12 protein-coding genes are annotated in these 13,020 nt (G+C 64.7%); 6 read left to right on the plus strand and 6 right to left on the minus strand.

Annotated features, from left to right (window positions below; all coding sequences use genetic code 11):
- Positions 1 to 26: 26 nt before the first annotated feature.
- Positions 27 to 1,292, minus strand: a complete 1,266-nt coding sequence (clpX, locus tag JL811_RS11580; protein WP_202688777.1) for an ATP-dependent Clp protease ATP-binding subunit ClpX — start codon at positions 1,290 to 1,292, stop codon at positions 27 to 29.
- Positions 1,293 to 1,407: 115 nt separating this feature from the next.
- A complete protein-coding gene (locus JL811_RS11585; RefSeq protein WP_202688973.1) occupies positions 1,408 to 2,040 on the minus strand; it encodes an ATP-dependent Clp protease proteolytic subunit in 633 nt (210 codons plus the stop codon).
- A gap of 185 nt (positions 2,041 to 2,225) precedes the next feature.
- On the opposite strand from JL811_RS11585, the gene JL811_RS11590 reads away from it, so the two are divergent.
- Entirely contained in the window at positions 2,226 to 2,699 is a 474-nt protein-coding gene (locus tag JL811_RS11590) for a CAP domain-containing protein (RefSeq protein WP_202688778.1), read from the plus strand.
- Positions 2,700 to 2,714: 15 nt separating this feature from the next.
- On the opposite strand, the gene JL811_RS11595 is transcribed toward JL811_RS11590, so the two are convergent.
- On the minus strand, positions 2,715 to 4,034 hold the full coding sequence (locus JL811_RS11595; RefSeq protein WP_202688779.1) for an ATP-binding protein: 1,320 nt from the start codon (positions 4,032 to 4,034) through the stop codon (positions 2,715 to 2,717).
- Positions 4,035 to 4,079: 45 nt separating this feature from the next.
- On the opposite strand from JL811_RS11595, the gene JL811_RS11600 reads away from it, so the two are divergent.
- Positions 4,080 to 5,015 carry an MBL fold metallo-hydrolase gene (locus tag JL811_RS11600; protein WP_202688975.1) on the plus strand — a complete coding sequence of 312 codons (936 nt, stop codon included), beginning with the start codon at positions 4,080 to 4,082 and terminating at the stop codon, positions 5,013 to 5,015.
- 106 nt (positions 5,016 to 5,121) lie between these two features.
- Here the strand turns inward: JL811_RS11600 and JL811_RS11605 are convergent, their stop codons facing one another.
- The 3 genes from JL811_RS11605 to prfA form a co-directional block, all read right to left on the minus strand.
- On the minus strand, positions 5,122 to 6,075 hold the full coding sequence (locus tag JL811_RS11605; RefSeq protein WP_202688780.1) for a DUF4167 domain-containing protein: 954 nt from the start codon (positions 6,073 to 6,075) through the stop codon (positions 5,122 to 5,124).
- Between the two features lie 302 nt (positions 6,076 to 6,377).
- Positions 6,378 to 7,208, minus strand: coding sequence for a peptide chain release factor N(5)-glutamine methyltransferase (gene prmC, locus JL811_RS11610; RefSeq protein ID WP_202688781.1), 831 nt, complete (start codon positions 7,206 to 7,208; stop codon positions 6,378 to 6,380).
- Positions 7,205 to 8,260, minus strand: coding sequence for a peptide chain release factor 1 (prfA, locus tag JL811_RS11615; RefSeq protein ID WP_202688782.1), 1,056 nt, complete (start codon positions 8,258 to 8,260; stop codon positions 7,205 to 7,207). Before prfA ends, prmC begins: the two co-directional genes overlap by 4 nt.
- A gap of 333 nt (positions 8,261 to 8,593) precedes the next feature.
- Between prfA and JL811_RS11620 the strand changes: the two genes are divergently transcribed.
- The 4 genes from JL811_RS11620 to JL811_RS11635 all read left to right on the plus strand — a co-directional run bounded on the left by JL811_RS11620 (position 8,594) and on the right by JL811_RS11635 (position 13,010).
- Positions 8,594 to 9,757, plus strand: coding sequence for an AI-2E family transporter (locus JL811_RS11620; RefSeq protein WP_237684930.1), 1,164 nt, complete (start codon positions 8,594 to 8,596; stop codon positions 9,755 to 9,757).
- A gap of 141 nt (positions 9,758 to 9,898) precedes the next feature.
- Positions 9,899 to 11,299, plus strand: a complete 1,401-nt coding sequence (locus JL811_RS11625; RefSeq protein WP_202688784.1) for an aminotransferase — start codon at positions 9,899 to 9,901, stop codon at positions 11,297 to 11,299.
- Between the two features lie 290 nt (positions 11,300 to 11,589).
- Positions 11,590 to 12,555, plus strand: coding sequence for an agmatinase (gene speB, locus JL811_RS11630; protein WP_202688785.1), 966 nt, complete (start codon positions 11,590 to 11,592; stop codon positions 12,553 to 12,555).
- Positions 12,556 to 12,569: 14 nt separating this feature from the next.
- Positions 12,570 to 13,010, plus strand: a complete 441-nt coding sequence (locus JL811_RS11635) for a DUF1499 domain-containing protein (RefSeq protein WP_202688786.1) — start codon at positions 12,570 to 12,572, stop codon at positions 13,008 to 13,010.
- Positions 13,011 to 13,020 lie beyond the last annotated feature (10 nt).

Below are 13,020 nucleotides of genomic sequence, written 5' to 3' on the forward strand. Positions count from 1 at the left end.
CTTGACCGTTCCGGTTTTCCGGGTTTTCACCCCGCCGAGGCGGGTTCTTTCTTCTTGCGCTCGGTATGGACCAGCAGGGGTGCCGCGCCGGAATTCACGGCCTCCTCGTTCACCACAACCTCTTGCACATCATCCATGCCCGGCAGTTCGAACATCGTGTCCAGCAGGATGTCTTCCATGATCGACCGCAGCCCCCGCGCACCGGTCTTGCGCTTGATCGCGCGCTTGGCGATGGCGTTCAGCGCATCGGGCGTGAAGGTCAGCGCCGTGCCCTCGATATCGAACAGGCGCTGATACTGTTTCACCAGCGCATTCTTCGGATCGGTCAGGATGGTGACCAATGCGGCCTCATCCAGATCGGTCAGGGTCGCGATCACCGGCAGACGGCCGACAAATTCGGGGATCAGGCCGAATTTCAGCAGATCCTCGGGTTCCAGTTCGCGGAACAGATCACCGACGCTGCGCGAATCCGGGTCTTTCACATCGGCGCCGAAACCAAAGGCCGAGCCCTTGTTGCGCTGCGCGATGATCCGGTCCAGCCCGGCAAAGGCCCCGCCGCAGATGAACAGGATATTGGTCGTGTCCACCTGCAGGAATTCCTGCTGCGGATGCTTGCGCCCGCCCTGCGGCGGCACCGAGGCGACGGTGCCTTCCATGATCTTGAGAAGCGCCTGCTGCACCCCCTCACCCGAGACATCGCGGGTGATCGAGGGGTTGTCGGACTTGCGGGTGATCTTGTCGACCTCGTCGATATAGACGATGCCGCGCTGCGCGCGTTCGACATTGTATTCACTGGCCTGCAACAGCTTGAGGATGATGTTTTCCACATCCTCCCCGACATAGCCCGCTTCGGTCAGGGTCGTCGCGTCCGCCATGGTGAAGGGCACATCCAAAATGCGCGCCAGCGTCTGCGCCAGCAGCGTCTTGCCCGTCCCGGTCGGCCCGATCAGCAGGATATTGGACTTGCTGAGTTCGATATCCGTCTTCGAGGAATGGTTCAGACGCTTGTAGTGATTGTGCACCGCGACAGACAGCACGCGCTTGGCATGTTCCTGCCCGATCACATAATCATCCAGCACCTTGCAGATATCGCGCGGGGTCGGCACCCCGTCGGTGGATTTCAGCCCCGAGGATTTTGTTTCCTCGCGGATGATATCCATGCAAAGTTCGACACATTCGTCGCAGATAAATACGGTCGGGCCTGCAATCAGCTTGCGGACCTCATGCTGGCTCTTGCCGCAGAACGAGCAATAGAGCGTGTTCTTGCTGTCGGAGCCGGAATTGTTCGCCATTGTCGACCTCTGCCTGCACGCCCAGCGGCGCTTCATCCGGAAAGTCTAGGCGATGGCCCGGACCTCCACAATGTCAAATCGCCCCCGGCGGACCCGGCCACCGGGGGCGGCGATCTTACTTCGTCGCGTCGTCGGCCTTGCCGCGGTTCTCAAGAATGTCGTCGATCAGGCCCCAGGCCTTGGCATCCTCGGCCGACATGAAGTTGTCGCGCTCCAGCGCCGCCTCGACGGTCTCGTAATCGTTACCGGTATGTTTGACATAGATTTCATTCAACCGGCGTTTCAGCTTCTCGGTTTCCCGGGCATGGATCATGATATCCGTCGCCTGCCCCTGATACCCGCCCGAGGGCTGGTGCACCATCACGCGGCTGTTGGGCAGGCTGAAGCGCATGCCCTTTTCCCCGGCGGTCAGCAACAGGCTGCCCATCGAGGCCGCCTGACCGATCACCAGCGTCGTGACCTTGGGTTTGATATATTGCATCGTGTCATAGATCGACAGGCCCGAGGTGACGACACCGCCGGGGCTGTTGATATACATGCTGATCTCTTTCGACGGGTTTTCCGCCTCAAGAAACAGCAATTGCGCGCAGATAAGGCTCGACATGCCGTCATGCACCGGACCTGACATAAAAATGATCCGCTCCTTCAGCATGCGGCTGAAGATGTCATAGGCGCGTTCGCCCCGGCTGGTCTGTTCGACCACCATGGGCACAAGCGTGTTCATATAATGCTCAACCGGATCTTTCATCTGCGCCTGCCTGTTTCTGTCGTTCATGGATTAGGTCCGAAGAATTACCCGAGTCTTAGTAGCGCGGGCCAGCCCCTGCAAGGGCATGCGCCAACTTCGCCCCGGCCGGGGGCAGCTTTCGCTTTCCCGAATCGGGCAGAATACGCATCAATGCTGCCGTCAGGCCCGACCCGAGGAGAGCCCGCATGACCCCTTTCCGACTTCCCCTGCTGGCGCTGATCTGCGCGCTGGCCGCCCCGGTGGCCGCCCGGGCCTGCAGCCAGCCCGGAAATGCCGCAGCACTGGCGGCAGATATCACCCAGCGGGTGAATGCCGAGCGCCGTCAGGCCGGGCTGGGGGCGCTGTCACCATCCGGCGCGCTGCAAAAGGCCGCGCAATCGCTGGCCTGTGACAATGCCGCACAGGGCCAGTGGTCGCATACCGGGCGCAACGGATCGGATCTGCCCGCGCGGCTGCGGCAGGCCGGTTACCGCTACCGCGCCGCGAATGAGAATGTCGGGCGTTTCCGCAGTCCCTCCGGCGCCGTGTCCTGGTGGATGGGATCCTCGGGTCACCGCGCGAATATCCTGTCGCAGAATTCCCGTGACATCGGTGTGGGCGTTGCGCTGGACGCGGGCGGGCGGGCCTATTGGGTGATGGTCGGCGGCGCGCAGCGCTGATCGCGCTCTGCGTCTCTACCGGGCGATCACCAGTTCGGCACGCAGCCCGCCAAGGGTTTCACTTTCCCCCAGCCGCAGCGCGCCGCCATGGCTGCGCGCGACATCGGCGGCGATGGCCAGCCCCAGGCCCACCCCACCGCCGCGATTGGGGTCGCGGGCCTTGTCCAGCCGGGCAAAGGGGGTCATCGCCTCCTCCCGCCGGTCCTTCGGGATGCCGGGGCCGTCATCCTCGACCACCAGCCGGAGGGCGCGCGGGCCCAGAACCCCCGACAGTTCGGCACGGTCGCCATAGCGCACCGCATTGCCAATCAGATTGTCCAGCGCCCGAGTCACCGCCACCGGACGCAGACGACAGACCCCTTCCCCCTCGAAACCGCGCAGCAGCACAGGAAGACCCGCGCGCATCGCATTTTCAACCAACCGTTCCAGCAGGTCGCGGGGGTTCACCTCCTCGATCTCATCCAGCGCATCCCCGCGTGCAAAGGACAGGAATTCGTCGATCAGGCGCTGCATGTCGCCGACATCGCCCAGCAGCGCCTCAGTCTCGGCATCCTCGGGCAGCATCGACAGGCCCAGTTTCAGCCGTGTCAGCGGTGTGCGCAGGTCATGGCTGATCCCCGACAGCATCAGCGTGCGCTGCTCGATCTGCCGTTCGATTCTGGCCCGCATGTCCAGAAAGGCCGCCCCCGCCGCCCGCACCTCTTGCGCGCCGCGTGGCCGGTAGGGGATCGTCTCACCCTTGCCAAAGGCGGCGGCGGCGGCAGACAACCGCTCGATCGGGCGCAGCTGGTTGCGCAGGAACAGATAGGCGATCAGCGTCATCAGAACCGAAGTCAGGATCATCAGCACCAACAACTGATGCGGGTTTGACGCCGTGACACGCATCCGGTCCAGCGTCAGTTCCGCCACGCCTTCATCCGTCGCGATACGAATTCGCACCCGGCGCGGATCATGAAGGAAGGCGACTGACCGCACGCCCTCCAGCCCCTCGCGCAGGGTCGCGATCACCTCCTTGCCCGACAGATCCCAGTAATCGACATCATCGCCGGGCGAGGCCTCGGGCACCGGCATCTGCAAGCCCAGTCCCAGCCCCCCGGCGATGCGTCTGGCCTGTGCCAGCGCGGTCTCGCGGTCCGGTGCCGCCGCAATCTCACTGCGCAGGAAGGCGATATCGGTGACCAGTGTTTCGGTCATCTGACGCGTCACCCGTTCGAAATGGCGCTGGATGAAGGCCACGGACACGACAAGCTGGATCGTGACCACCGGCACGATCAGGATAAGCGCCGCCCGCCCGTAAAGGCCACGCGGCATGAGAAGCTTGAGCCAGCGGAACATTCCCCCTACCTATCGCCGGAAGACACGCGGCGGAAGGGCATGAGCATGGCAGAGGCGGATTTCTTCCTGCCCCCCGGACAGCCCGGGGTTCCGGTCTGGCTGCAGCCGGATCTGCGGCTGGTGCGGGCGGATAACCCGTCGCCCTTCACCGGGGCGGGCACGAACAGTTATCTGCTGGGCCGGGGCGCGGTGGTGCTGGTCGATCCGGGGCCGGATCTGGACGCCCATGCACGGGCGCTGATGGCCGCCCTTGGCCCGGATGAGCGGATCACCGAGATCCTTGTGACCCATGCCCATGCCGATCACAGCGCCCTTGCCCCCCGCATCGCAGCCCTGAACGGGGCACGGGTTCTGGCCTTCGGCGATGCCCTTGCGGGGCGCTCGGAACGGATGCAGGCGCTGGCCGAGGCCGAAGCGCAGCAGGGCGGGCGGCTTGGTGGCGGCGAAGGGGTCGATGCCGGTTTCCGGCCTGATCAGTGCCTTGCCGATGGTGAAAGCCTGACCACCGGCGCGGGCCGGATCACTGCGATCCATACGCCGGGCCATATGGCCAACCATCTGTGCCTTGACTGGCAGGGCCATCTTTTCAGCGGCGATCATGTCATGGGCTGGTCCTCCAGCATCGTGTCGCCGCCCGATGGCGATATGGCGCAATACCGCGCCGCATTGCTGCGGCTGCAGGCGGGCGGCTGGCAGCGGGCCTTTCCGGGCCATGGCGCGCCCATCGCGGATCTGCCGGGCCGGATTGCCGCCCTGCTGGCGCATCGCGCCGCGCGTGAGGCCGCTATTCTTGCCGTGATGGAGGATGAGGGGCTTGACCTGCCGGACCTGACCGCGCGGGTCTATGGCGATACGCCCCGGGCGCTCTGGCCTGCGGCGTCGCGCAACCTGCTGGCCCATCTGATTGATCTTGCGGATCGCGGGCTGGTCCGCGCCGATCCCGCGCCGGGGCCCATGGCCCGGTTCAGCCGAAACCGCTGACCCCGCATAGCAGAACGGCGCCCCGTTTCGGGGGCGCCGGTCAACCACTTTGACGGTCAATGACTGTGCCAGCAAGCAAGACTGTGACTGTAACGGAAAGGCGGTGTTATTCCGCCGCCTCACGCGGGTCGTTGCGGCTGGCCGCATCGCCGCCATCCGCATCACCAGCCGTATCGCCAGAGGCATCGCCTTCGGTCTTGGGCTTGCGCGGGCTGCGCGGACGCCGGGGCGCGCGCGGCTTGCCCTCGGGGGCGGTGTCGGTCGTCGGATCGGCGCCGGAATCGCCAGGGACAGCGGCGGCGGCGGCCTTCTGCGCGACGTCGGCACCGGTCGCGTCTTCCGTGTTGCGGGTCTCGGCAGCGCGCGTGTTGCGCGCGCCCTCGTCCCGGCTGCGCTGGTTGCGGCTGCGTTCGCGTTCCGGGGCATTGCGGCGGGCTTCGGGCGTTTCGACCAGCCCGGCCTCTTCCTCGGCACCACCCAGTTCAATCACGGCAGCGGGGCCGGAGCCCTCCTGCCCCGAACGGCGGTCTTCGCGGCGATCATCACGCCCGTCGCGCCGGTCCTCACGGCGGTCGCCGCGCTGATCGTTGCGCTGGTCGCCACGCTGATCGCCACGTTGATCGTTGCGACGACCGTCATTGCGGTCTTCGCCGCGCCCGTCAGAGCGCCCGTCATTGCGCCCCTCGGAACGGCCGTCATTGCGGTCATCGCCATCCGAACGGTCCTGCCGGTCATTGCGCTGGCCATGCTGGCCCCCGCCCTGCCCGTTCTGCGCGTCCTGCCCCTGACGGCGGGCATCCTGCTCGGCGGCCATTTCGCGCTGCGCCTCGGCCAGCATCCGCGTGTAATGTTCGGCATGCTGCAGGAAATTCTCGGCCGCGACCCTGTCATTGGACAGTTGTGCATCGCGGGCGAGGAATGTGTATTTCTCGATAATCTGCTGCGGTGTGCCGCGCACCTTGCCCTCGGGGCCGGAGCTGTCGAACACACGATTGACAATATTGCCAAGGCTGCGCGGACGGTTCGCCTTGGAACGCGAGCGGGACTTTGAAGATCTCATCTTGTCCTTTGATCCAGATCTATCTGGCAATTGACCGAACACAGAGACGGTTAAATCGTCCTGATTCCCATATCGGGAAAATATTCGGTAACTTTTGGCATTAGTGCATGTGAACAGGCACGGGTTCCCCCGGGCGCACTGTTCTGCGCCCCCTCGTGTAACCTTGCCGGGGGACCTGAGACAAGCAGATTCTGCCCTGAATGCGCTGAATTCCGCGCGAGGACCGGGGATTTTGCCGATTGTGGCAGAAAGTCACCAGTTGCGGCGCCAATCGCACGCCGATCCGTGCAGCTTGGGACGGGTCAGGGATTTTCACCCGCGACAACGCGGTCACGCCCATCCAGATCAGGCAGAATCGTGATCTTCTGCATTCCGGCGGCGCGCAGCAGGTCGGCAACCGCCCTGCCCTGTGCAGGTCCGATTTCCAGCAACACCCGCCCCCCCGGTGCCAGATGGCGCCCAAGACCCGGTGCAATCGCGCGATAGGCATCCAGCCCGTCGCCGCCGGGGGTCAGCGCCAGATGCGGCTCCCAGTTGCGCACCTCGGGCGACAGGTCTGCCATTTCGCAGGCGGTGATATAGGGCGGGTTCGAGACGATCAGATCGAAGGTTCCCGTCACACCCGCATACCAGTCCGACAAGGCAAAGGCCGCGCGATCAGCAACGCCAAGGCCGTTTGCATTGCGCGACGCAATCGCCAGCGCATCGGGTGAAAGATCCACCCCCAGACCTGTGGCCTCGGGACGATCAGCCAGCAATGTGACAAGGATCGCCCCCGATCCGGTGCCCAGATCCAGCACCCGATGGAACGGGCGGGCCAATGCTGCGGCGATCAGAGTTTCGGTCTCGGGGCGCGGGTCCAGAACCTCGGGGCCCACGGTGAAATCCCGCCCCCAGAAGGCCCGCCGCCCGGTCAGATGCGACAGGGGTTCGCGCGCCGCGCGCCGCGCAACCAGCGCCTGAAACCGATCCGCCACCGCCGGATCCGCCGCGCCCTCCATTTCAAGGATCATCCGGTCGGGCGCGATGCCGCGCGCATGGGCCAGAAGCAGCCGCGCATCCCGCGCAGCGCCGTCAACCCCCGCCGCGCGCAGGGTCGATACCGCCCCGGCAAGCAGGGCCTTCCAGCTCACAGCCCGCTTTCCGCCATGCGCCGTGCCTGATCGGCCTCAACCAGCGCCTCGATCACCGGGGTCAGATCCCCCGCCATGATCTGCGACAGAGCGTAAAGCGTCAGGTTGATGCGGTGATCGGTCAGGCGACCTTGCGGAAAGTTATAGGTGCGGATGCGTTCGCTGCGATCCCCCGAACCAACCTGTGACTTGCGGTCAGCGGCCCGTTCCCCCGCCACCCGGTCGCGTTCCAGTTCAAACAGCCGCGCGCGCAGCACCTGCATCGCGATCTCGCGGTTGCGGTGCTGCGATTTCTGCGCCGAGGTGACAATGATCCCTGTCGGCAGATGGGTGATGCGCACGGCGGAATCGGTAGTGTTCACATGCTGCCCGCCCGCCCCCGAGGCGCGCATCGTGTCGATGCGGATATCGGCGGCGGGGATGTCCAGCTCCACGTCCTCGGCCTCGGGCAGCACGGCGACGGTTGCGGCGGATGTATGGATCCGCCCCCCCGCCTCGGTCTCGGGCACACGCTGGACGCGGTGCACACCGGATTCGAATTTCAGCCGGGCAAAAACACCCTCGCCCTGCACATGGGCCACGAGTTCGCGCAAGCCGCCCAGATCGCTTTCCTGCATCTCGAGGATCTCGAACCGCCAGCCCTGCGTTTCGGCATAGCGCTGATACATGCGCAAAAGGTCTGCAGCGAAAAGGGCCGCTTCCTCGCCCCCCGTTCCGGGACGGATTTCCAGAATGGCCGGGCGCGCATCCGCGGCGTCGCGCGGCAGCAGGGCCAGCCGCAGCGCCTGTTCCAGTTCGGGGATGCGGGCGCGCAGCGCGGGCATTTCTTCCTCGGCCAGCGCGCGCATCTCGGGATCGGCCAGCATCTGTTCCGCCTCGGTCAGATCGCCCAACGCCCGGCGATAGGCGGCGATCTGGCTGACGACGGGCTTCAGTTCACTGTATTCGCGGCTGATCCGCGCGATATCGGCAGGCGGGGCGCCAGCGCCAAGCAACGCCTCGAGATAGTCGAAGCGCGCGGTGATCTGGGCAAGGGTATCTAGCGGAACCATGCCCGGTCCCTTGGCGCAAGCCCGCCAAGGCGTCAAGGCCCGAGCGGCAATCACGGGTGTCAATCGCGGGCGGCTATCTTGGGCAGTAGGCCACGACAGATGGCCCGCCCACCGGCGCCGGTCGCTCTGATCTTGTCGGTAATGAGGGATTCAGCAACGGGTGGCGGATTTTCAGGGAACGGAACCGCCTTCGCGGCGTTGTCTGCTGAGCGTCGGACTATTGTTTTACTGACATTGTGCCTGCCCCGGTCTGTTCCGGATCCGCAAGGTCGTGTGTTATTCGCCACTGTTCTTATCCCGACCTGCCTGAACCCCGAGCCTGCGGAGACCCGATTGCCCCCCGATCAGACCAGATTTCCCTTTTCCGTCGCGTCGCAAACGGGTTCGGCCCGCTGGGCGCTGATCGGCATTTTCATCATCCTTGCCTTTGCCGCGCTGGCCGCCGGCCGGGCCTTCCTGATGCCGGTCACTCTGGCCATCCTGCTGTTTTTCGTTTTTGTGCCCCTGCGGCGCAAACTGGACCGGCGCGGCGTTCCGCCCTCGGTTTCCGCTGCGGCGGTGGTGCTGATCCTGATCGCGGTGCTGGTTATGCTGGTCACATTGCTGTCGGGTCCGGCTGGCGGGCTGATTGACAATCTGCCAATGATCACCGGCCGCCTTGAAGCGCAGTTCGAAGCGCTGCGCGGCACCTTCGGGGCCATCGAGACGGCGCTTGAACAGATGTCCGATGAAGACGCGGAATCCCCGGTCAGCGGGGTTGAAACCCTGCTTTCGGTGCTGGCCGCGACGCCATCACTGATCGCGCAGACCTCGCTTGTGCTGTTCCTGCTGTTCTTCCTCTTGGCCTCTGGCGATCTGCTTTACCTCAAGATCGTGCAAAGCTTCGACAGTCTGGGTGACAAGCGGCGCGCCTATGGGGCACTGCGTGAGATCGAGGACAGTCTGGGCAGCTATCTGGGGTCGATCACCCTGATCAATGCAGCCCTCGGCCTGTCCATCGGCACGCTGATGTGGATCTGGGGCATGCCCTCGCCGGTGCTGTTCGGCACAATGGCCTTTCTTTTGAACTTCATTCCCTATCTTGGCGCGGTCGCGGGCACGGCCATCGCGACCTTCGTGGCACTGCTGACCTTTCCGGGGTTCCAGATCCCGGCGCTGGTGGGCATCAGCTACTTCGCGCTGACCACGATCGAGGGGCAGCTTGTCACCCCCTATTTCGTGTCGCGCCGTTTGCAGATGAATACGGTTGTGGTGTTTCTGGCCGTGGCGATGTGGGCCTGGCTCTGGTCGGTGATCGGCATGATTGTCGCGGTGCCCGTTCTGGTTGTGGCATCTGTGATCTGTGACCATGTGCCGGGCCTGGAAAAACTGGGGAACTTCCTTTGGGGGCAGGATCCGCCGCCGATCGACGCCGCGCGCACGGACACCGTGGCGGAGCAGCCTCCCGCCACGACGGCACCCGCCGATCCGCACGCCCCGCCGGACCGGCCCGCCTGACACAGCTGGGACCGGCCAGATCTGGGCCAGACGCTGCCCCGATCCGCGTCCCGAGCCCTGCCCACGCAGCCCTGACCTGACAGGGCTGGCCTTTTTAATCCTATTGGCTAGACTGCCAGTCCCTTTTCACTGGAGTGACCGATGCTCGACCTCAAGACCCTGCCCGGCCCCGATGACCTGTGGCAGATGGACCGCGATCACGCCCTGCACCCCTGGACCAATTTCGGCCCGTTCGAACGCGACGGCGCCCTTGTGATGGACCGGGGTGAAGGCTGCTGGCTGTGGGATGCCGGCGGGCGACGGTATTTTGATGCCGTGGGCGGCATGTGGTGCACCAATATCGGCCTTGGCCGGCGTGAGATCGCTGAAACCATGGCCGAACAGGCACTGAAACTGGGGTTTTCCAATTCCTTCGTCGACACGACCAACGGCCCCTCGGCCCGGCTGGCGGCGAAACTGGCCAGCCTTGCGCCCGGTGATCTGAACCGCGTGCACTTCACCACAGGCGGATCCACCGCAATCGATACCGCCTATCGGATGGTGCATTTCTTTCAAAGCTGCATGGGGCGCCCGGATAAGACACAGGTGATTGCCCGCGATTACAGCTATCACGGATCGACCTATATCTCGCAAAGCATCGGCAAGCGCCCCGGCGACCGCGTGCCGCAATTCCGCTACAAGGAAAGCGGCATCCACCATATCAGCGTGCCGAATTTCTACCGCGCGCCCGAAGGCATGGATGAAGCCGCCTTCTGCGATCATCTGGTGGCCGAGTTCGAGGCGAAACTGGCCGAGATCGGGCCGGACAATGTGGGGGGTTTCTTTGCCGAGCCGATTCAGGCTTCGGGCGGGGTGATCGTGCCGCCCGAGGGCTATCTGCCGCGCATCGCGGCGATCTGCCGCCAGCATGACATCCTGTTCATCGCTGATGAGGTGGTCACCGCCTTCGGTCGGATCGGGCACTGGTTTGCAAGTCTTTCGGAATTCGGTATCCAGCCCGATATGATCACCTCTGCCAAGGGCCTGACCTCGGGCTATATCCCCTTGGGTGCGCTGATCTTCTCAGATCGCATCTGGCAGGCCATGGCCGCCGATGGCGAACGCTGGTTCACATCCGGTTTCACCTATTCGGGCCATCCGGTTGCCTGTGCTGTGGCGCTGAAGAATATCGAGATCATCGAATCCGAGGGCATCCTTGAAAACGTGATGACCGTGGGCGCGGAATTCGAAGCGCGGATGAAGCGGCTGACCGATCTGCCGATGGTGGGTGATGTGCGGGGCCGTAAATTCATGATCTGCGTGGAAAATGTCGCCGACAAGTCCAGCCGTGAATTGCTGCCCGAGGAACTGGACGTGGGCAAGCGCATCGCAAATGCGGCCGAGGCGATGGGGCTGATGGTGCGCCCGCTGGGGCATCTGAATGTCATGTCACCGCCCTTGATCCTGACTCTGGATGATGTGGCCTTTGTCGGCGACACGCTTGAGACGGCAATCCGCAAGGTGGCCGATGACCTGACGCGCGAGGGCGTGCGGCTTTCGTGACGGGGGTATCGGATTGCACCCACCGGCGCGTTTTTGTGCCGGTGGGTCAGCCCGGAAGAACCGCAGTGCGAGGGCGAAGGGGGGGCGCTGCCCCCCTCTTTGGCTGCGCCAAATTCACCCCCCGGGATATTTGGGGACAGCAAAAGGCGCTTGAGGGCTTCACAGGCCATCGCCCTGCTTTCCTGATGCGCCCCGCTTGACAGCCCCCGGATGCGGCGCTTTGCTGCCGCATCCGGATCGCTGGCGTCTCCGGGGCCCGAACGACGCCTTTCCCTTGAAGGAAACCGTTGATGGCACTGGAAGACGCGAAATCCGAGATTGATTTGGCCTTTACACGCCGCGAATTGCGCGGCCTTGCCTTTGAGAATGCCTTTGGCGGCGCCACCAGTTTCCTGCGCCGCCGCTACACGAAAGATCTGACCGGCGTCGATCTGGCGATCACCGGCATTCCCTTCGATCAGGCGGTGACGCATCGCACCGGCACCCGTTTCGGCCCCCGCGCGATCCGTGAGGCGTCAGCCCTGCAACCCTTCGATCCGCCCTTTGGCTGGGGCACCGACCCGCTGGAGGAGATGGCCATTGTCGATTACGGCGACATGGCATTCGACTATGCCAAGGTTTCGGATTTTCCCGATGCGCTGACCGCGCATATCAGGGGTATCCTTGCCGCCGGGCCGGGTGTGATCTCACTGGGCGGCGATCACTATGTGACCTATCCCATCCTGCGCGCCTTTGCCGAGAAATACGGCCCCCTCAGCCTGATCCAGTTCGATGCCCATTCCGACCTCTGGGCCGATGATGACCTGACGCGCATCGACCATGGCACGATGAGCTACAAGGCCGTCAAGACCGGGCTGATCGACCCTGCAACCTCGGTCCAGATCGGCATCCGCACCCATTGCGATGATTATCTGGGCGTCAATGTGATCGACGCGCCCGAACTGCACCGGGACGGGGTGGAGGCCGCGATTGCCAAGGCCCGCGCCATCGTGGGCGACCGGCCCTGCTATATCACCTTCGATATCGACGCGCTGGACCCTGCTTTTGCGCCCGGCACCGGCACGCCGGTCTGGGGCGGCATGGCAAGCTGGCAGGCCGCCGCACTCCTGCGGGGGCTGGCGGGGGTCAATATGGTGGGCGGCGATGTGGTCGAGGTCTCCCCCCCCTATGACCATGCGCTGATGACTGCAGTGGCGGGGGCGCATGTCGCGCATGACCTGATCTGCCTTTATCACTGGGCGCATCACCGTAAATGACCGGAGGCCACCGCATGTGGGCAATCATCCTTCTTCTGGCCTTGATCGCGGCGGCGGCTTGGATCCGGCTGGCCCCGACCGATCCTGCCGACTGGCATGTTGCGCTGGATATACAGGACGCCACCGGCCCTTGTGGCCCCGATGCAGTGATCCCGATGACAGGTGCGGCCCAGGCGGCCTGTCTGGTTTCGGGAACACCGGATGCCGCGCTGGCGCGGCTGGCGGGGATTGCCGAGGCCAGCCCCCGCACAAGCCGCATCGCGGGCAGCCCGGAGGAGGGGCGCATCACATGGGTCGCGCGGTCAGCACTTTGGGGCTTTCCCGATTACATCACCGCCGAAGCCCGGCCCGAGGGGAACGGCGCGCAACTCGATATCCTGTCGCGCCTGCGCTTCGGGCGCAGCGATCTGGGGGTAAATGCGGCCCGGCTGCGCGACTGGCTGGACCGCTACTGACCCGTCAGCC

This window comes from Szabonella alba (assembly GCF_016765775.1).
Lineage (GTDB): Bacteria > Pseudomonadota > Alphaproteobacteria > Rhodobacterales > Rhodobacteraceae > Szabonella > Szabonella alba.